This is a genomic window from Bradyrhizobium sp. 61 (assembly GCF_023073075.1).
GTDB classification, from domain to species: Bacteria; Pseudomonadota; Alphaproteobacteria; order Rhizobiales; family Xanthobacteraceae; genus Bradyrhizobium; species Bradyrhizobium barranii.
The window spans coordinates 20,057-39,746 of record NZ_JADPIU010000064.1; the positions used below are offsets into that span (position 1 = coordinate 20,057).

The 19,690-nt window shown below is 64.9% G+C and carries 19 protein-coding genes; 16 read left to right on the forward strand and 3 right to left on the reverse strand.

The features are described 5' to 3' along the window. Positions 1 to 13 precede the first annotated feature (13 nt). The 9 genes from IVB46_RS22000 (at position 14) to IVB46_RS22040 (ending at position 9,243) form a co-directional block, all read left to right on the forward strand. Positions 14 to 964 (forward strand): AraC family transcriptional regulator, encoded by a 951-nt coding sequence (locus IVB46_RS22000; protein WP_247309041.1) that lies wholly within the window; start codon positions 14 to 16, stop codon positions 962 to 964. A gap of 101 nt (positions 965 to 1,065) precedes the next feature. After that, positions 1,066 to 1,353, forward strand: a complete 288-nt coding sequence (locus IVB46_RS22005) for a hypothetical protein (RefSeq protein ID WP_247343470.1) — start codon at positions 1,066 to 1,068, stop codon at positions 1,351 to 1,353. Positions 1,354 to 1,469: 116 nt separating this feature from the next. After that, positions 1,470 to 2,675, forward strand: a complete 1,206-nt coding sequence (locus IVB46_RS22010) for an NAD(P)/FAD-dependent oxidoreductase (protein WP_247309037.1) — start codon at positions 1,470 to 1,472, stop codon at positions 2,673 to 2,675. 79 nt (positions 2,676 to 2,754) lie between these two features. Continuing rightward, the gene (locus IVB46_RS22015; RefSeq protein WP_166353821.1) at positions 2,755 to 3,552 is read left to right on the forward strand and encodes an acetoacetate decarboxylase; all 798 of its coding nucleotides are present in this window, start codon (positions 2,755 to 2,757) and stop codon (positions 3,550 to 3,552) included. A 33-nt stretch (positions 3,553 to 3,585) separates the two neighbouring features. Then, positions 3,586 to 4,761, forward strand: a complete 1,176-nt coding sequence (locus tag IVB46_RS22020) for a patatin-like phospholipase family protein (RefSeq protein ID WP_247309034.1) — start codon at positions 3,586 to 3,588, stop codon at positions 4,759 to 4,761. Positions 4,762 to 4,793: 32 nt separating this feature from the next. Continuing rightward, complete coding sequence (locus IVB46_RS22025) at positions 4,794 to 5,942, forward strand: HlyD family secretion protein (RefSeq protein WP_247309033.1); 1,149 nt, start codon at positions 4,794 to 4,796, stop codon at positions 5,940 to 5,942. Positions 5,943 to 6,025: 83 nt separating this feature from the next. Beyond that, complete coding sequence (locus tag IVB46_RS22030) at positions 6,026 to 7,642, forward strand: MDR family MFS transporter (protein ID WP_247343473.1); 1,617 nt, start codon at positions 6,026 to 6,028, stop codon at positions 7,640 to 7,642. A 34-nt stretch (positions 7,643 to 7,676) separates the two neighbouring features. Further along, a complete protein-coding gene (locus tag IVB46_RS22035) occupies positions 7,677 to 8,459 on the forward strand; it encodes a 3-hydroxybutyrate dehydrogenase (protein WP_247309026.1) in 783 nt (260 codons plus the stop codon). A gap of 52 nt (positions 8,460 to 8,511) precedes the next feature. After that, positions 8,512 to 9,243 (forward strand): DUF1275 family protein, encoded by a 732-nt coding sequence (locus IVB46_RS22040; RefSeq protein ID WP_247309025.1) that lies wholly within the window; start codon positions 8,512 to 8,514, stop codon positions 9,241 to 9,243. A 63-nt stretch (positions 9,244 to 9,306) separates the two neighbouring features. Here IVB46_RS22040 and IVB46_RS22045 read toward each other — a convergent pair whose 3' ends face one another. From IVB46_RS22045 to IVB46_RS22055, 3 genes are all read right to left on the reverse strand, one after another. Beyond that, the gene (locus tag IVB46_RS22045) at positions 9,307 to 10,173 is read right to left on the reverse strand and encodes a PhzF family phenazine biosynthesis protein (protein ID WP_247309024.1); all 867 of its coding nucleotides are present in this window, start codon (positions 10,171 to 10,173) and stop codon (positions 9,307 to 9,309) included. Between the two features lie 69 nt (positions 10,174 to 10,242). Beyond that, entirely contained in the window at positions 10,243 to 10,452 is a 210-nt protein-coding gene (locus tag IVB46_RS22050) for a hypothetical protein (RefSeq protein WP_071915298.1), read from the reverse strand. Further along, complete coding sequence (locus tag IVB46_RS22055) at positions 10,449 to 11,288, reverse strand: AraC family transcriptional regulator (protein ID WP_231144518.1); 840 nt, start codon at positions 11,286 to 11,288, stop codon at positions 10,449 to 10,451. The genes IVB46_RS22050 and IVB46_RS22055 overlap by 4 nt, the downstream gene beginning before the upstream one ends. Before the next feature lie 452 nt (positions 11,289 to 11,740). Between IVB46_RS22055 and IVB46_RS22060 the strand changes: the two genes are divergently transcribed. The 7 genes from IVB46_RS22060 to IVB46_RS22090 all read left to right on the forward strand — a co-directional run bounded on the left by IVB46_RS22060 (position 11,741) and on the right by IVB46_RS22090 (position 19,634). Further along, positions 11,741 to 13,618 carry a PAS domain-containing sensor histidine kinase gene (locus tag IVB46_RS22060; RefSeq protein WP_247309022.1) on the forward strand — a complete coding sequence of 626 codons (1,878 nt, stop codon included), beginning with the start codon at positions 11,741 to 11,743 and terminating at the stop codon, positions 13,616 to 13,618. Continuing rightward, positions 13,615 to 14,286: a response regulator transcription factor gene (locus IVB46_RS22065; protein ID WP_038944749.1), complete on the forward strand. Its 672-nt coding sequence runs from the start codon at positions 13,615 to 13,617 to the stop codon at positions 14,284 to 14,286. Before IVB46_RS22060 ends, IVB46_RS22065 begins: the two co-directional genes overlap by 4 nt. A 100-nt stretch (positions 14,287 to 14,386) precedes the next feature. Beyond that, on the forward strand, positions 14,387 to 14,767 hold the full coding sequence (locus tag IVB46_RS22070; protein ID WP_038955794.1) for a response regulator: 381 nt from the start codon (positions 14,387 to 14,389) through the stop codon (positions 14,765 to 14,767). A gap of 153 nt (positions 14,768 to 14,920) precedes the next feature. Then, positions 14,921 to 16,822 (forward strand): FUSC family protein, encoded by a 1,902-nt coding sequence (locus IVB46_RS22075; RefSeq protein WP_247309020.1) that lies wholly within the window; start codon positions 14,921 to 14,923, stop codon positions 16,820 to 16,822. Next, the gene (locus IVB46_RS22080; protein WP_028155834.1) at positions 16,819 to 17,022 is read left to right on the forward strand and encodes a DUF1656 domain-containing protein; all 204 of its coding nucleotides are present in this window, start codon (positions 16,819 to 16,821) and stop codon (positions 17,020 to 17,022) included. Before IVB46_RS22075 ends, IVB46_RS22080 begins: the two co-directional genes overlap by 4 nt. A gap of 10 nt (positions 17,023 to 17,032) precedes the next feature. Continuing rightward, complete coding sequence (locus IVB46_RS22085; RefSeq protein WP_166351923.1) at positions 17,033 to 18,331, forward strand: HlyD family secretion protein; 1,299 nt, start codon at positions 17,033 to 17,035, stop codon at positions 18,329 to 18,331. 256 nt (positions 18,332 to 18,587) lie between these two features. Next, positions 18,588 to 19,634 (forward strand): AraC family transcriptional regulator, encoded by a 1,047-nt coding sequence (locus IVB46_RS22090; protein WP_247309018.1) that lies wholly within the window; start codon positions 18,588 to 18,590, stop codon positions 19,632 to 19,634. The last annotated feature ends 56 nt before the right edge of the window (positions 19,635 to 19,690 follow it).

Here is a 19,690-nt window from a genome sequence, read left to right on the forward strand (position 1 = left end):
CGAGACTAGCTCCATGGACAAGCCAATCCTGCACGATCCTTTGGGGGCTCTGCTTGCCGCACCCGGTGCGCGCCAAGGCGACTCGCCGAACGTCGAGCGGCGGCCTGCCGATGTGGAGATGGCGCGCATCCTGAAGACCGCACCGCTCCAGATGGCTTCGGACCCCTCCAATGGCGGCATCGCGCATTGGAAGCACGGCGCTCTTCACGACGTCGTCGAGCCCATGACCGACCACGTCATCATGACGTACCCCACAGGCGTTCAGCGCCTGGAGCGACGCGCCGGAAAATCGGTTGCGATTGGAACGGCCCGTTCCGGAGTCGTGACGATCATCCCGGCTGGTTCGAGCGCCAGATGGGATATTCCCGGTCCTGTCGATGTCGTCCAGCTGTATCTTCCGCACGCAACGCTCGAACGCGTCGCCCGCGAAGCCGACGCGCCCATTCCCGGTGATCTTCTGGAGCGAACCGGGCATCTCGACCCTGTCACATCCGGACTGCTGATGAGCGGGGCGGATGTGTTGGAGGGCAACGCGGTTCTGGATGCACTCTTCAGGCAGCGACTGACCGATATCATCGCCACGCGCATCCTGGCCGCGCACATCGGCGAGCCGACCGCCATCGAGCCGATCATAGGCGGGCTGGCTCCCCAAGCTCTGCGACGCGCGATCGAACGCTTGCGTTCGGACAGCGATTCCGACGTCTCTCTTGCGGCGCTCGCCTCGGACGCCGGCCTGTCTCGCTTCCACTTCTGTCGTGCTTTCAAGGAAAGCACCGGTCTTTCGCCGCATAGCTGGCTGCGCCAGCACCGGCTCGAGCAGGCCATGAACACGCTGCGCGACACCGAAATCCCGATCGCCACGGTGGCGGCTGAGCTTGGCTATGCCTCTCAAACCGCCTTTGCCGCCGCGTTCAGGCGATTGACGGGGGAAACGCCGAGCGATTGGCGACGTCGCACGCGCTAAGCAGCAATCACTCTGCAGGCAGAGCAATCGCTCTGGCGCAACCGCAGGTCCGCTCCGCTAAATGATCAGGGTGCCCTCGATCCAATAGACGGAGACGAACAATGACCTGGAAGAACTTCGTTAGTCCGGTCAAACTCGTGCCGCGACGAAGGATGGCCGCAAGCGCCATCATGTACGGACTTTCACTGGCCGTTCGCTTCACCTCGGCAACCGGCGAGGAAGTGGAAATACCGGCGCAGTCCGTACACGACGCGAGTCCGGTGATGTCCATCATCGACAGGGATGGCGGCCAGCTTCCGTACGCCGACTGGCGTCCGAACGCCATTGAGCCAATTCGTCACCGCCGGCCGCCGCCGATGGCTTCGATGCCAGGCTGCCCCTCTCCCTGAGAATTCGCGATCTCACTTCACGTCTTCGCGTCATCGGTCTCGACGATCCGCCACGAGAGTGGCGGCGGCGATGACGCGCCCATGCCCGAAAAGCTCAATCCACAGGAGATCATCAAATGCGACTCGTCATTATCGGCGCCGGCTTTGCCGGCATGTACGCCGCACTTTCCGCCGCGCGCCTGCGGGACATTCAGGGCGCTTCGCCCGAACAACTCGAGATCGCGCTGGTTGCACCGGAGCCGACGCTCGTGGTCCGGCCCCGCCTCTACGAAAGCACGCCGGAAACCCTGACGGCACCTCTGCAAGACGTATTGAAGGCCATCGACGTCGTCTACGTGCAAGGCAGCGCCGGGACCATCGATACCATGTCTCGTGCGATCGAGCTCGTCACGGCCGAAGGCACGAAGCAGACTCTCTCCTACGATCGGCTGGTCGTTGCCACCGGCAGCCGGCTTTTCCGACCGAACATCCCCGGCATCGCCGAGCACGCTTTCAGCGTCGACAAGCTCGACGATGCGATTGCGCTGGAGCGGCATCTCCATGATCTGGCCGATCGGCCGGCAAGGAACGGACGCGATACGGTCGTCGTGGCCGGCGGCGGGTTCACCGGTATCGAGACGGCGACGGAGATGCCGGCGCGGCTGCGTGCGGTCCTCGGCAAGAACGCCAAGGCGCGTGTCGTCATCGTCGATCGCAACAGCACGATCGCTCACGATATGGGCGCAGATTCCCGCCCCGTCATTGAGGATGCGCTGCGCAAGCTTGGCGTGGAGACCCGCCTCGGCACCGGTGTCGCGTCGCTCGACAAGTCTGGCGTCACGCTTTCCAGCGGCGAACACATCGAGGCGGAGACCGTGATCTGGGCCGCGGGCATGCGCGCCGCTCCTTTGACCGCGCAGATCCCGGCCGAGCGCGACAATCTGGGCCGCCTCCTTGTCGACCGCGACTTGCGAGTGCCGGGCGTGGCCGGCGTCTTTGCCACCGGCGATGCCGCCAAAGCAGCGTGTGACGACGTCGGCAACCACGCGCTGATGTCGTGCCAGCATGCCACGCGAATGGGCGCGTTTGCCGGCAACAATGCCGCTGCCGAACTTTTGGGTGTCGCGACCAGGCCTTATCACCAGAAGGCCTACGCCACATGCCTCGATCTGGGAGAAGCCGGCGCGATCTTCACGCGAGGCTGGGATCGGAAGCTCGAGCTCGTCGGCGACGAGGCGAAGCGGACCAAGCAGCAGATCAATACTGTCTGGATCTATCCGCCCCGAGCGGAACGCGCGGCCGCGCTGGCCTCGGCCGATCCGGAGCACGTCGGCGAGGTCTAGCTGCCTCGCGCGAAACCGGGCCGCGCCGATCGTGCGTGGGCCCGGCCCGATCACCCCATACCAACCGGAGCCGACCATGATGAAACACGAGACCGTGCGCGCGAGCGCGTTCGCCATGCCGCTGACCAGCCCGGCTTTCCCGCCCGGCCCCTATCGCTTCATCAATCGCGAATACTTCATCATCCAGTACCGGACAGATCCCGAGGCACTGCGCCGGATCGTGCCGGCACCACTCGAAATCACCGAACCGGTGGTGAACTATGAGTTCATCCGAATGCCGGACTCGACCGGATTCGGCGACTACACCGAAAGTGGGCAGGTCATTCCGGTGTCCTATCAGGGCAAGGCCGGCAGCTTCGTCCACCAGATGTTCCTCAACGATCATCCGCCAATTGCGGGCGGGCGCGAGCTCTGGGGCTTTCCCAAGAAGCTGGCGCAGCCGAAGCTTGAGGTCGAGACCGACACCCTGGTCGGCACCTTGAACTACGGCTCGGTCCGCATCGCGACCGGCACGATGGGCTACAAGCACCGGGCCCTGGACGCCGCGGCCGAAGCAAAAAAGCTCGCGGCACCGAATTTCCTGCTCAAGATCATTCCGCATGTCGACGGCACGCCGCGCATCTGCGAGCTGGTGCGCTTCCATCTCGAAGACATCACCGTGAAGGGCGCCTGGACTGGGCCGGCAGCGCTCGACCTGTACTCGCACGCCCTTGCCCCCGTCGCCGAGCTGCCGGTGCTCCAGGTGCTTTCGGCCAAGCATATCGTTGCCGACCTGACACTGGGGCTCGGCACCGTGGTCCACGACTATCTGGCCTCGAGCGAAATTGTGCGGCGGCGCGGATCCTCCGAGACGCTGGTCGACGCGAATGCCGGCTGATCGACATCATCCGTACCATCGGGAGTCCTCAAAATGCTGAACGTGATGCGCGAGCAAACCAATCCTGTGCCGCAGCGGAGCAATTCGCTGCCCTACGATGTCGTCGCCCTGGTGTTGCAAGGCGGCGGCGCACTCGGCGCTTATCAGGCCGGAGTCTATGAAGGCCTGCACGAGGCCGGCATCCGGCCGAACTGGCTGGCCGGCATCTCGATCGGCGCGCTCAACGCCGCGATCATCGCCGGCTCACCCGAAGGTGAGCGTGTTGCACGGTTGCGCGAGTTCTGGGAAACCATCTGTGCGTTTTCGATCGAGTGGCCCGCCGGCGAAGGGCTCGCCAACGCCCTGCCCTTTGCGTTCGACATCAACTCGGTACGCAACGCGATGGCGGCGGCGCGGGCCTTGATCCAGGGCCAGCCGGGCTTCTTCAAGCCACGCTTCCCCTCCCCGCTCTGGTCACCGTTCTCGGGCGACGCCGCGACCAGCTTTTACGATACGGCACCCCTACACCGGACGCTGGAAAAGCTCGTCGACTTCGACCGGCTGAACTCGGGCGACGTGCGCGTCAGCGTCGGCGCGGTCAACGTCCGCACCGGTAACCTGACCTATTTCGACACCGCCGAGCGCCGGCTGGGACCGAAGCATTTCATGGCATCGGGTGCGCTGCCGCCGGGTTTCCCCGCCGTCGAGATCGAAGGCGAGCACTATTGGGATGGCGGCGTGGTTTCGAACACGCCTTTATCTCGCGTGCTGTCCGGCGATCCGTGTGACACGCTGACGTTCCAGATCGATCTCTGGTCGGCCAAGGGCCACGTTCCCCACGACATGATGGAAGTGTCGAGCCGGCAGAAGGACATCCAGTATTCGAGCCGCACACGCGCCGTGACCGACCAGGTGCTGCGGATGCAGAAGATGCGTCAGGCCTTGCAGCGCACGATCGCGAAATTGCCGGACGCCACCAGGCACGATCCCGAGATCCGCGCCATTGCGGAGATGGCGCGCCATCGCTGCTACAACATCGTGCACCTGATCTATCAGACCAAGATCCACGAGGGCCATTCGAGGGATTACGAGTTCGGGCTGAGCGCGATGCGCGCTCACTGGCAGAGCGGACTGGACGATATCCGCCGCACGCTGGCCGATCCACGACGCCTGGACCCGCCGGCTCCCGAGCTCGGCATCGTCACCCACGACGTCCATCGCCGGGACTGAATCTCACCGCCCACCTCGTTTCGGAGAATACCATGTCTTCCATTTCCTATGCTCCCGAGCAGGACGCCAAAACCAACCTTCGGCCATCCGGGCAGGCGATCAAGCGGGCCGCCCTCGCCTTGGCACTGGCTCTGGGCGTCGTCGCCGCAGCCGAGTTCGGCCACCACTATCTCACCATCGGCCGCTATCTGGAGACCACGGACGACGCCTATGTGAAGGCGGATTCCACGATCATCTCACCGAAAGTGTCGGGCTATATCGCGCAGGTCCTGGTCGGCGACAACGAAACGGTGAAGGCCGGCCAGTTGCTGGCAAAGATCGACGATCGCGATTTCCGCGCCGCGCTCGATCAGGCCGGCGCCGACGTCGCCGCATCCGACGCCGCTGTCCGCAATCTCGATGCACAGCTTGCCCTGCAGCAGCCGATCATCGAGCAAGGCACGGCCGATGTCGCTGCCGCCACGGCCAATCTGAAATTCGCGCAGGAAGAGCAGGTCCGATACGACGGGCTGATGAAGACGGGCTCCGGCACGGTGCAGCGCGCGCAGCAGACCGATGCGGCGTTGCGCGCCGCCGCCGCGCAATTGCAGCACGCCAAGTCGGGCCTGCTCGCGGCCGAGCGCAAGGTCGACGTGCTCTCCACCGAACGCGCCAGGGCAGTCGCGCAGCGCGACCGCGCCCGTGCGGTCGAGCAGCAGGCGGCATTGAACCTGTCCTACACCGGCATCATCGCGCCGGTCGACGGCACCGTCGGTGCGCGTTCACTCCGGGTCGGGCAGTTCGTCCAGGCCGGTACGCAGCTGATGGCCGTCGTCCCGCTCGATGCCGTGTACATCGTCGCCAATTTCAAGGAAACCCAGCTCACCCATGTGCGCGGCGGCCAGCCCGTCGAGCTGACCATCGACAGCTTCCGCGGCACCAGACTGCACGGCCATGTCGACAGCCTGTCCCCGGCAAGCGGCCTGGAGTTTGCGCTGCTGCCGCCCGACAACGCGACCGGCAACTTCACCAAGATCGTACAGCGCATGCCGGTGAAAATCGTCCTCGACGACCGCAGCCTGACCGGCCTGCTCCGTCCCGGCATGTCGGCCGAGCCGACCATCAACACCAAATCGGCGGCGATCGCCGAACGCGAAAGCAAGAAGCGCCTCGCATCGCGCCGCCCCGAGCCTCGCAGTTGAATGAACACGCGTCCCTGGCGGTTGTCTCCTCCCGGACAGTCCGTTCAGGCAATGCTTCTCTCGCAAGCGACGAGCAGACAACCATGACCACACTGCAACCGGCCATCGATGCCGTGCCCGCCGGAGAAGGCGAGCGGTCCGTCACCACACCGGCCGCGGCGGTCTCCGCCAAGACCTGGATCGCCATCGCCGGGGCCACGCTCGGCGCCTTCATGGCGGTGCTCAACATCCAGATCGTCAACGCTTCGCTGGCTGACATCCAGGGCGCGATCGGGGCCGGTATCGATGATGGCGGCTGGATCTCGACCTCCTACCTGATTGCCGAGATTGTGGTGATTCCGCTGTCCGGCTGGCTGGCGCAGGCGTTCTCGATCCGCATCTATCTCCTGACCAATGCGACGTTGTTCCTGGTGTTCTCGGCGGCCTGCGCGCTGGCGCAAAACCTGTCGCAGATGATCGTGTTGCGCGCCGTTCAGGGCTTTACCGGTGGCGTGCTGATCCCGATGGCGTTCACGCTCATCATCACGCTGCTGCCAAAGGCGAAGCAGCCGATCGGGCTGGCGCTGTTTGCGATCTCCGCGACCTTTGCGCCCGCGATCGGGCCGACCATCGGCGGCTATCTCACCGAGAATTGGGGCTGGCAGTACATCTTCTACGTCAACCTGGTGCCGGGCGCGGTCATGATCGGCTTGCTGTTCGTCTCGCTCGAGCCGCAGCCGATGAAGCTGTCGCTGCTGCGCGAGGGCGATTGGGCCGGGATCGCCACCATGGCGATCGGCCTCGCCGCGCTGCAGACCGTGCTCGAGGAAGGCAACAAGGACGACTGGTTCGGCTCGCCGTTCATCGTCAAGCTGTCGATCGTCGCGGCGATCGCGCTGTCGGCCTTCCTGTGGATCGAGCTGGCGGCAAGGAAGCCGCTGCTGAACCTCCGCCTCCTGGCGCGTCGCAATTTCGGCTTCGGTATCCTCGCAAATTTCCTGCTCGGCATCGCGCTCTACGGCTCGGTCTTCATCCTGCCGGTCTATCTATCGCGCATCCAGGGCTACAACGCCGAGCAGATCGGCATGGTGCTGGCATGGACCGGGCTGCCGCAGCTGTTGCTGATCCCGCTGGTGCCGCAGTTGTTACGGCGCTTCGACGCGCGACTCATCATCGGTGTCGGCTTTGCGCTATTCGCAGCCTCCAACTTCATGAACATCTCGATGACCAACGACTACGCCACCGACCAGCTCTTCTGGCCGAACGTCGTCCGCGCCTTCGGTCAGGCACTGGTGTTCGCCCCGCTGTCGGCTGTCGCGACATCGGGCATCGAGGCGGAGAACGCGGGTTCGGCCTCGGGCCTGTTCAACATGATGCGTAACCTCGGCGGCGCCGTCGGCCTCGCGCTGCTGCAGACGCTGCTCACCAAGCGCGAGCAATATCACTCCAACGTGCTGACGCAGTCGGTCTCGCTGCTGGAGCAGGCCACGCAAGCCAGACTCGAGAAGCTGACGCAGTATTTCATGAGCCACGGCGTGACCGATCGCATCGACGCCGCCCACCGCGCCTATGTCGCGATTGGCAAGATCGTGCAGAAGCAGGCCTTCATCCTGGCTTTCGGCGACATGTTCTACCTGCTCGGTGTCGCGCTGATCGTCGCACTCGCCGCCTCCATGATGCTGAAGAAGCCCGGCCAGATCGAGGCCGGCGGCACCCACTAGTCCCCCACCCCACCTGACGTCGAAAGGAACTCCCATGTTGAAGGATAAGGTCGCTATCGTCACCGGATCGACCAGCGGTATCGGGCTCGGAATCGCCAGAGAGTTGGCCAGGCTCCGCGTCAACCTCGTGTTGAACGGATTCGGCGACCCCGGCGAGATCGAAGCCATCCGCAGCGGGATCGAGCGCGAGCGCGGCGTGCGCGTGGTCTACGATGGCGCTGATATGTCGAAGGGCGATGCCGTGCGCCGATTGATCGCCGCGACAATCGAGACGTTCGGACGCCTCGACATCCTCGTGAACAATGCCGGCATCCAGTTCACCGCGCCGGTGGAAGAATTTCCGTCGGCCAAGTGGCATGCGATCCTGGACATCAATCTGTCGGCCGCGTTTCACGGCATCGCGGCGGCGGTGCCCCAGATGAAGGAGCAGCGCTGGGGCCGGATCGTCAACATCGCCTCAACCCACGGCCTCGTCGCTTCGACGCACAAGGCGGCCTACGTCGCCGCCAAGCACGGGTTGATCGGCCTGACCAAGGTGGTTGGCCTGGAGACCGCCGGCAGCGGCGTGACCTGCAACGCAGTCTGTCCCGGCTGGGTGCGGACGCCCTTGGTCGAAAAGCAGATCAGCGACATCGCAGCAGAGAAAAACATCAGTCAAAAGGACGCCGCCAAGGCACTCCTGGGCGAGAAACAACCGTCGTCCGAGTTCGTCTCTCCGGAGCAGCTTGGAGGCACCGTGGCGTTCCTGTGTTCGCCCGCGGCGGACCAGATCACGGGCACCGCGATCGCGGTCGATGGCGGATGGACGGCACAGTAGCCGGCGGTCAGCGAGCGGCCCATGCAAACGGACAGGATCGGAGTAGCCAAAGATGTCCCTGCTCGCCAGAGACCTCCTCGTGCTGCAAAGGTCCGCGGACTCGGCGGATGACGCAGCGGAGCTGTCGCGCCTGGAGGCGCGGCTGCCACCGCTGCTCAGCATCATCGCCGGAATGGTCGACTTCACCGGCTTCTTCACGCTGGGTCATATCTTCACGGCTCACGTGACCGGCAACATCGTGCTGGCCGCCGTCGTTGCCGTCGATGGCGGCCCGTTTCATTGGGCACAATTGTTGGCGATTCCCGTTTTCATGCTGACCCTGGCGACCGTCTGGCTGATCGCCCAAGCTTCCGGCCGGCACGGTTCGAGCCTGGCGCGACTGTTGCTTCGGGTCCAGTTCCTCGTGCTGGCCGCGCTGTTGATCTTCAGCGTCATCACAAGGCCATCTGCCGATGCGGCTGGATCCCGGGCCGGCGCGGCCGCGATGATCGCCGTGTCGGCCATGGCCTGCCAGTACGCGCTCCTTCGCCTCGCTCTGCCGGGCGCGATCTCGACGGCGGTGATGACCGGCAATCTGGCCAATGCCGTCTTGTCGGCGATGGACCTGCTCGCGCCACGCACCCCTCTGCTGCCGCATGATTCAACGCCGCTGGGTCGCTCGCTCCATCGCTTGCTCGGCTTCATCTTCGGCTGTGTCGCCGCCGCGACGGCTGTTTCAGTGCTGGGAGACTGGGCCTGGTCCCTTCCGGCAGCCTTGTCTGCCGTTGCGATCGCAGTGCGTTAGCGGGTCTGACTCAATATGCATACCGCAGCCGAAGCGCGGCATGATCGACCAGCGACCTATGGCTTAACCGGCAATCCGGCCATCCACGCACGTAACGCAAGCGCCGCCAACGCTGATCTCGCCGTCCGCCTCGATCGCCAAGGCGATGCGGCCGTCGCGCCCGACGCAGCGCCCCTGCGCCGCCGTGTAACTCGTCCCGGCCTTGAGGAGACCGCGGTCGCGATGGAACACGGCGATGGCGCCGTTTCCACTGCCGCATACCGGGTCCTCCTCGACGCCGCATGATGGTGCAAAAGAACGCACCTCGATAGCCGCCTCGCCAACGGCATGACGGCCAAAAAGCGAGAGCCCGGTTACACCGAGCCGCTTCTCGAAGGCAGCCGAGCGCCGGAAGTCCGGCGTCAGCGCGAGAACGCTGTCCGCGTCGGCAAGTTGCGCGACGACCCAGATGGCTCCGACATCCACAATCGCTGGAGACACCTCGCGAACGATCCGATGCCCGATGACAGCTTCCAGTTCGTCGACGTCTGCGGCTGAAAGAGCCGTGACCTTCGCCGGCGGCAAGGCAAGTGTCAGACGCCTCTCCGCGCCGTCGCCCTCCACGGCAATCCGCACCAGCCCGACACCGCATTCCTGGACGAGACGACCGCCCCGGGGCATCACGCGGCCTGCCTCCAACACGGCATGGGCGCTGCCGAGCGTCGGATGCCCGGCAAACGGCAGTTCGCTGCGGGGGGTAAAAATGCGCAGGCGGTAGTCCGCCTCGGAACTCGTGGGCGGCAAGAGAAATGTCGTTTCCGACAGGTTCGTCCAGCGGGCAATTGCCTGCATTTCGGCCGTCGCCAGCCCCTCGGCATCAAGGACGACTGCGACGGGGTTTCCCAGGAAGGGTTTGGAGGAGAAAGCGTCGACGACTTTGTAGGCTCTCATGACTCTTGCTCTGCGGTTTGCCATCGCAGTGTTAACGCTTGACCTGCCCCGCTTGTAAAGGGCTCGAGGCTATCGCGCGACAACCGTGACGATGGTTCGGCAGAAATCGAAAATGAACCGGCCATAGAGAGCGCCGGATCCCGGATCTGAAGATGCCAGGCGATAGGAGTTACCGAGAGCACGGGCGATCTCCAGCACGCCCGTGACTTCATGCTGCGTCATCGCCAGGTGAATGCCGGCCAGCGGCAGCATCAGGGCCTCAATGCCAACACTGCTCATGACGGCCCAACTTCGGCGCGAGGCAGCGGCAGGAATTGCGCAAGGTAGGCGCTCCTCCATTGATAAGGCGTATCGCCGGCGAAACGCTTGAATACCGTCGTGAAATGCGCCTGAGTCTGGAATCCGACGGTCAAGGCAACGTCGACCAGCGAGACGTCGGCGCGCCTCAGCAGTTCCTGGGCGCGTTCGATCCGCCGCTTCAGCAGAAAGTCGTGAGGCCGCATGCCGACGGCCGCGCGGAACTGCGCGGCAAAGTGCATGCGGCTGAGGCCGGCGACCGCCGCCAGATGCTGCAAGGTGATCTTGCCAGCCAAATTCTCGTCGACATATTGCAGCACGCGCTTGAGGCGCCATTTTTGCAACGACCGCACAGACCGGCACCGCTCGTCGGCCTGATCGGTCTCGTTGCGCGCGACGGCCGTCGGCCGGCTGGCTCTGCGGGTCAGGATGGCAAGACGCAAGGCGTCCGCAAGGATGGCGGAGTGAGGATGATGGGCCGCTTCGGTTGCCGCGAGCGCATCGGAGAGGCTTCGCATCACCGGGTCCGGGAACTCGCCTGCACCGGCCTCTCGATCGGTCTCGACCGAGGCACGCGCGAGGCGTTTCGCCGATACCCTGAAGCTGGGCCCGTCGCCGGCGCATCTCCGCACGCCCGGCGGGGGCGTCTCGATGGCCAGGGCAACATCGAGGTGAACGAGGGACAGCGTCATCGCCTTTTCGCCGGCGCGATCCGGACGTTCCGCAAGCCCGGACTGGCAACCATCGATGGCGGAGACGCCGATCGAGCCGACGACATGATCCTTCGCGCCTAGCGGGTGTGACATCTGTAGCGACATCGTCGAACTCCTTGTCCCATTTTCGATCCGGCGAGACCCAATGGCTCGTCCGAATGTGGGAGCAGAGTAGTTCGGCGGTCCCCGCGCTCCATTCTACGCGCGGGTGCACCGGATAGGTTCTCGGGTTGATCGCGTCATACCTAGGTATGACCGCGGCGTCGCCGGCCGCACGGGCGTCCCGTTCGCCGCGATGGCGGAACTGATCTCGCCCTGCGGTAAGTTGACGCGCTCGCCAATGGTCGGAAACTCACGCAAAACCCCGTTTTTGCCGGGGAATGTGCCTCATCGGCACGCGCGCGGGATCAAACCGCGGCAACGTCTTTCAAGAGAGCACGAAAATCATGTTGCCGCATGTTGTCGGCCCGATCAAATCGCGGCATCAACGTGACCGAAAATGAGCAGAGCGACCACCAGCGACGATGACCAGTCTTGATCGGGCCACGGGTTCATCGATGAGCCGCGCCGGCTTGCGGTTCTGGTCTGCCGTCCTCGCTTTCGCGGTTTTCCTGGTCGATGTGCTGACGCCGCTCGAGGGCGCGGTCGCGGTTCTCTACGTCGTTGCGATCCTGCTCGCGGCGAGGACGCACCGGCGTAACGACATCATCGCCGCCGCTGTCGGCTGCAGCGTCCTGACCATAACCGCCTATCTGCTATCGCACGATCTGGAGGCGATCGCCTCGCCTGCCCTTCGTGCGCTGGTGAGCCTCGCCGCCATCGGAATCACGACCTTGCTGGCGTTCCAGAATCAGGCGGCGACGAAGCGCCTCGCGGCGCAGGCGCGCCTGCTCAATCTCTCGCATGACATGATCTTCGTCAGGGATCGCGGCGGCGTGATCAGTTTCTGGAACAGGGCCGCGGAACAGGCCTACGGCTGGTCGGCCGACGAGGCGATCGGGCAACTCGCCGACGCGCTGCTGAGAACCAAATATCCCGACCGGCGAGAGGCCATCGAGGCCGGCCTGCTCGACATCGGCCGATGGGAAGGCAGGCTGGGGCAGCGGACGAAGGCCGGCGGCGCACTCACCGTCGATGCAAGATGGGCGCTCCAGCACGACCATCTCGGCAAACCCGTTGGAGTCCTTGAAACGCACACCGACGTCACGGACCGCGTCGCGGCACATAACGCGCTGGTGCAGAGCGAGCAGCGATACCGCCGGATGTTCGACGCAAGCCGGGTCGGCGTCGTTGAAGAGGACTGGAGCGCAGTGCGGACCGCGCTGAATTCGCTGGAGACCGGAGGCGCCACGTTGCGGGACTACCTTGCACGAAATCCTGAATTCGTGCGGCATGCCCGCCAGCTCACCAGAATCTCCGACGTCAATCCGGCCCTCCAGAAGATGGCGGGAGCAAGCGGCTCTGCGGCCTTCATCGCGAACGTGGACAGGCTTCTGGGCGAGAACGACCGCAGTTTCCTCGGCGCGCTGGTCGCATTCGCGGAAGGGGAGCGGTTCCACGAAGGCGAGACCGATCTCGTGAGCCTCGACGGACGCAAGGTTCCCGTCCTGTTTACGATCACCTTTCCGGCCGAGCCCGACGGAGATCGCAACGTGCTCGCCTTCGTCATCGACATCACCGAGCGCAAGCAGGCACAAGATGCGCTGCTCGCGGCGCAGGCGGAGCTAGCGCATGCCGCGCGCGTTGCCACCCTCGGCGAGCTCAGCGCGTCCATTGCCCACGAGGTGAATCAGCCATTGGCAGCGATCGTCACCAGCGGCGAGGCTGGCTTGCGGTGGCTGCGCCGCGACGTGCCCGATCTCAAGGAAGTTGCGACGACGATCGGTCACGTCGTTGCCCAGGGCCGCCGCGCCAGCGAGATCGTGACCCGGATCCGGACTTTCCTGAAGAAGGCCCCTACCCAGCAGGATCTGCTGCAGATCGACGAGATCATCGAGGAAGCGACCCTCCTGGTCGCGCGCGAGCTCGTCAAGGACGACGTCACCCTCATCGTCAAGACGGAGCATGGCCTGCCGCCGGTTCGCGGCGACCGGGTCCAGCTTCAGCAGGTCCTGGTCAATCTTCTGATCAATGCCGGCCAGGCCATGTCAGGCCGGCCGGGTTCCCGCACCGTCACGCTGCGCGCCGGAACCGTGGACGGTGAAAACCTCGCCATCACGGTCGAGGACAGCGGCCCGGGCATCCAGCCTGACGACTTGCCGCGCCTGTTTGATCCGTTCTTCACCACCAAGGGCGGCGGCATGGGCATGGGACTTGCGATCTGCCGAACGACGGTGGAAGCTCACGGCGGCCGATTGTCCGTGGAGAGCTCTCCGGGCTCGGGCGCGACATTCCATCTGACACTGCCATTTAGCCAAGAACACGCCTTGCCATGACACGACCAAACCAAGTGCAACCGCCGGCCCAATCCTCCAGTTCAGTCGTCATCATCGTTGATGACGACGCGAGCATTCGTGCCTCGCTCGACAGCCTGTTCCGATCCGTCGGCCTCGAGACACGCCTGTTCGGCTCACCGGCCGAGCTGCTTGGCGGCGTCATGCCCGACAAACCGGCCTGCATCGTGCTGGACGTCCGGCTCCCGGGCGTGAGCGGCCTCGATCTCCAGGGGCAACTGACCCGCCAGGGCATCAGATATCCGATCATCTTCATGACCGGTCATGGGGACATTCCAATGTCGGTGCGCGCCATGAAGGCTGGCGCCGTGGATTTCCTGTCCAAGCCGTTTCGCGATCAGGACATGCTCGACGCCGTGACGGCAGCCCTCGAGCGCGATGCGCAGCGCCGTGCGGAAGCCGCGACGAAGGAAGATATCCGCATCCAGTATGAGAGCCTGACGGCGCGCGAGCGCGAGGTGATGGGCCATGTGACCGCCGGCTTGATGAACAAGCAGGTGGCAGGCCTGATCGGCCTCAGCGAGATCACCGTCAAGATCCACCGCGGCAACGTCATGCGCAAGATGGAGGTCCGCTCGCTGGCCGACCTCGTTCGCAAGGCCGAAGCGCTCGGGATTTCCCAGAACCGAAAGACTACGGACCAAACCTGAGTATAATTCCGGCGGGACTGCCGCACGGTGCATAAGGCCCCATCGGCCGCCCAATGGGAGATATCCTCCCTGCGGAACACAGCGGTCAGGATGTGTGCCAATGGCCAAAACCCCGGTGATTGCGATCGTGGACGACGACGAAGGCGTGCGCGCGTCGCTGGCGAGCCTGGTGCGTTCGCTCGGCTATGAAGCCCACGCCTACGAGTCCGGCGTCGCCTTCCTGCGGGAACCGGCGGGAGAAGATCCGGCCTGCATGATCGCCGACGTTCAGATGCCGGTCATTACCGGCGATGAATTGCAGGCGCGCCTGGTTGCCTCCGGCCGCCATTTCCCGATCATTTTCATGACCGCTTTCCCCAGCGAACCCGTGCGCCAGCGCGTCATGGCGGCTGGCGCGCATTGCTATCTCGGCAAGCCGTCCAGCGGCGACGAGATCATCCGCCGCCTCGAAGAGGCCCTGGCGGGCCACGCGCCGCAATAGTCGGGTCCCGGCTCGGGCAAACTGCGCCTTCCCGGCGTGCGTTCCCGAAAGCAGGTTGATGGACCGAAAATACCGGCCGGCACAGCTCATGCTCCCCTTTGATTTCGCGACGCCGGCAGGCCGCACGCTTTGCCGCGCATGGAGGGAGCATAATTGCCAGGGGATGCCACCAGCGCTGCCGATGACATCCGCCCGCGGGTCTTCGCCGGCTTCCCGGTGAGTTCCTGGGCGTTCGCGCTGCGCGTCCTGCTGGCAATGCTCCTCGCACTCTATGTGAGCTTCTGGCTCGAACTCGAATCCCCCTCGTCGGCAGCCGTCACCGTGGCAATCCTGGCGCTGCCCACGCGCGCGCAGGGCATGGAAAAGGCGGGCTATCGGCTGCTCGCAACCGCCATCGGCGTGATCGCATCGATCGCCATCGCCGGCACCTTTTCCCAAACCGGCGCGCTTCTGCCCGCAGTGTTGGGGATCTGGGTCGGACTTTGCGTCTACGTCGCCGGGATGCTGGACGGCAATCGCGCTTATGCGGCGGCTCTCAGCTGCATCACCGTTGCCCTGATTGCCATTCAGCAGATCGACAGCCCGTTGCAGGTGTTTCCGACCGGCGTCGCCCGGGGCGCCGCCATCGCCATCGGCGTCCTCGCGGTCGCTCTGGTCAACGAGGTGCTCGCCGCGCCGGACTATCATCCGGTTCTGGCGAGCCGCCTCGAAACACTGCATCGCGGGGTCACGGAGTTCGCGCAACGCGCCGTCCGCGGTGAAGCTTCATCCGCGACCGCTGCTGCGGACATGTTGCGCGATGTCGCGGCCCTGCATCCGGAGATCGCGAGCCTCGTCACGGAGTCGATCAGCGGCCCGGCCAGAACCGCAGCCGCACGCTCCGCGATGGTGGGCCTCGTGAGCGAGCTCGCGCTCGCCCGTACGCTTGCCGCGCTGCCGGCCGCATCCGCGACGTCCCGGGACGACCGAAACCCCGACGCCTCCGGCCTGATCGCGATCTGCCGGACCCATCTGCGCGATCAGATCATCCGCAGGAATGCAGACGTGCGCGACAGCCTCGAGGCACTGCGGGCCGGAAACCATCCACTCCGGCAGTGGCGCGCGCCGCTTTACCGCTCGCCTCGCATTGCAGCGGCAGCCGGCGTCAGGGCCGCGATCCACTTCATCCTCATTGCAATCATCTTCGTGATGGCGGGATGGCCGACCACCGCGCTCTGCCTCTCGCTTGCCGCAGTCATCATCGGCCTGAGCGCGACGGCTCCGGATCCGCGCGCCTTCACGACACTGGCGGTTTTTGCCATGCCGATCGCATGCCTGCTCGCCGGCATCCTGAAATACCTCGTCTTCAACGGCGTATCCGAGTTTCAACTGCTGGCGATCGGCCTTGCGCCTCTCGTGATCGGCGCAGCGCTGCTGATCACGCTGCCGAGCGGCATCCTGCCGCCGCTCGGCCGGCTCTCCCTCGTGTTCACGCTTGTCATTCTCGCACCGAGCAATCCGCAGAGCTACGACCCCGACGTATTCCTTGTGACGTGTCTGTTTGCCCAGCTTTCCTCGGTTCTGGTCTTCGCGGCGCAACTCCTGCTGCCGTCCTTGTCCGGCGAACGGAGGATCCGGCTGCTGCTGGACGACGCCCATCGCGAGCTGAGCCGCCTCGATTCCGGGCGAGCCCGGCATCTCGCGCCGGAGGAAGCCGCGTTTCGCGATGCCGCCCGGATCGAGCAGATCCTGACGACGAACGGCGCCACGGCACCTCCCCCTCGGGTCGTCGCGGAAGCGCTGCGCTGCTTCGACGAGGCCGTGGTGCTGCGACGGTGCCATGCCGAACTGGACCGCCTGGCCGAGACCTCACTCGGCGGAGCGGTACGCGCCGCGCGAGCCGCGCTCACTCTACGGGATGGAGGCGCAATCCTGACTGCCGCCGAGGCGCTGCGCCAGACGGCTGCCCAAGGCAACCTGTCCGTCGATCCGGTGCTCGCCGCGCTCGTTCCGGCCAGCATCGTCCTCGAAGCAAGGCAGAGTTTCGCCGGTTCCGGCCAGGGGACGCATCCGTGACGAATACTTATCGTGAACTCGTCGTGGGCGGCGTGCTGATCGCCCCGATCGTGTCCTATGCGGCAACGGCGCTGCTCGCATTCCTGCTGCTCCGCCCGGTGCTGCGCTTCGTCGGATTTACAAGAATCTTCAGCAACCCGTCGCTGGCCGAGCTCTGCCTCTACGTGTCGATCTTCGGCCTGCTCGCGCTGTTTTGCTAGGGAGAAAGTCATGGACGCGGCTCTGCCTCGAGATGCGGCCTTTCCGCCCCGCCCCGAATCTTCAGCCGAAGCACGGGCGGACGCAGCCGACGCCGTCGCGTGTTCCAGCCCGACGGAGGCCGCGGCGCGCGCGACCAGCGACCGCGCCGCGAACGATGGCGAAGCTTCCCGGCAGGCGACGCCATTGACGCGGTCGCTGCGCAAGGCCGCCGGGCGTTTCATGGCCGGCGTCGGCAAGCATTTCGCCACTCTTGCCATCGCCCTGGTCGCCATCCTGATATCGGTTGCAACCTGGCAGCACTATGTCACCGCGCCCTGGACGCGCAATGGCAGCGTGCGCGTGCAGGTCGCCAATGTCGCGCCGCAGATCGCGGGCAAAATCGTGGAGCTGCGGGTGGCCGACAACCAGTTCGTCCACAAGGGTGACGTGCTCTACGTCATCGATCCCTTCGACTTCGACGTAGCCGTCCGCATCGGCAAGGCCCTCGTCGACCAGCGGGCGGCGGACCTGGAGGTGAAGCAGGCCGAGTCCGACCGGCGCCGGCGTCTGTCCGACCTCGCGACGACGCCAGAGGAGCAGCAGATCTTCGCCGGCAACGCCTCGCAGGCGAAGGCCGCCTACGCAGCGGCCGCTCACCAGCTTGCACAGGCGGAATTGAACCTGAAGCGCACCAATGTGCTCAGCCCCGTCGACGGCTATGTCACCAATCTCCTGCTACGCGTCGGCGACTATGCGCTGACCGGCGTCACCAACGTCTCCATCATCGATTCCAACAGCTTCTGGATCGACGGTTATTTCGAGGAAACCAAGATGGCGCATGTCTGCGTCGGCGATCGCGTCGAGGCACAGCTCATCGGTTACTCCAAGCCGATCCTGGGACACGTGAAAACCGTGACCCGCGGCATCAGCCCGTCAAACGCCGCGGCGGGCACGCAAGGTCTGCCCAACGTCGACCCGATCTACACCTGGGTGCGGCTTGCACAGCGCATACCGGTTCGCGTCGCCATCGACACGGTGCCGCCGGGCGTGCCGTTGGTCTCCGGCATGACGGCCACGGTGACGATCCGGCAGCCCAATGCGGTCGATCGCCAGACCTGGCCTCATCGGCTCCGCACGACCTTCGTGGACCCAATGTTTGATGTGTTCGGCGCAGGAGATCCGCCGCGCCCCAACTGCCTCCAATCCCCATCCCAGCAGCCTCCCGAGGTGACGGCGCTTCCCTACGCGCGGGTGCCCGCAATTCCGCCGGCGGAGAAGATCGCGCCCGGACTCACCCCCGGCATCGATGCCTCGCCACGCCTTCCCTGAATCCGGTCAGATCGCCCGACCTGAAGAGAGCTGCATCGCGCCGCAACATCGGAGCTCACAGCGCAGGCCTTTGATTTTTCTTGCTTAATTCGGAGTTTCGCGACGTTCCGACGCACCTGCAGCTTTCGCAAAATCTAACACGATTTCAGCAACGCTAACGGGCCTTGTGGCGGCATCAGACATATCGTTCGAGCGTCAACCAATGGCATTCAGCAGCCGTCACGGCGGCAGCGGAATCCAAAAGACGGGACGAACGATGCTCACCGATATGCAAGCGGCCGGCGCCCGATTGACACATCAACCCGGCGTCCGCGAACCGGATTTCTCTCAGGGGGCACGCGCATTCCCCCACGAACGAAAATGGCGCCAGCCCGAGCAACGCGCGGGCGTCGCACGCGAGGACATCACGATCTCGCGCTTTACCTATGCGCAGACGGCCGTCAGGCGCGAGGATGCAACGACGCCTCCCGACCGGTACTTCTTCTCGATCGCCCTGAAGAGCACACGTCTCAAGCTGACCAGAGGCAGTCAGACCATTTTCGACGGCGCCATGCCGGCAGGCACGCTCTATGTCGGCGCGCCGTCGAAGCCGCTCCGCGCGCAGTTTCTTGCGCCGTGCGATTTCCTGCACTTCCACATCTCCGCCAATTGCTTTCCATCTCCACAGCAGGGAACGGAGCCGCTCGCGCCCGAATGCCTGAACGATCTCCTTCTGTTGCGCGACCCGTTCGCCGAGCAGCTCGCAAAGGCGCTGACCGAACAAGGCCATTCGGCCGATCGCGAATTTGCGTGCTGCATCGCCCAGACGCTGGTGATGCACGTCGCTCGGCGCGAACCCCCGCGTACGAAAGTCAACGCCTTGCCGAAATGGCGGCTCCGACGCGTCGAGGAGTATGTCAGGGCGCGCTTCGACCACTCTATCAGCCTGTCCGACCTCGCCGGCGTCGCGGGATTGTCCCGGATGCACTTCGCAGCGCAGTTTCGCGCCGCGACTGGATACCGGCCGCGCGAGTATCTCCTGCAACAGCGCATCGAGCATGCAAAATCTCTCCTGTCGAATACCGAGACGCCGCTGGTCGAGGCGGCGCTGGCCGTCGGGTTCTGCACGCAGGCGCATTTCTCGACCGTCTTCAAACGTCTGACAGGCGACACGCCGGCACGTTGGCGGTGCACCAGCCGGAACGCATTGGCGTCACCCAGGCTCGCTGAATGCGACCCGGTTCCGTCACGCGAGCCGGTGTCTCATGTCCTGCCGGCGGACCTTCGTGAATCATGCGAAATGAGAAACAGCGTGGGGACGTGAAATACTTTGCACGCCGGATCGGCGATGCTGGCAGTGTTAGTGACTGAGACCCCAAG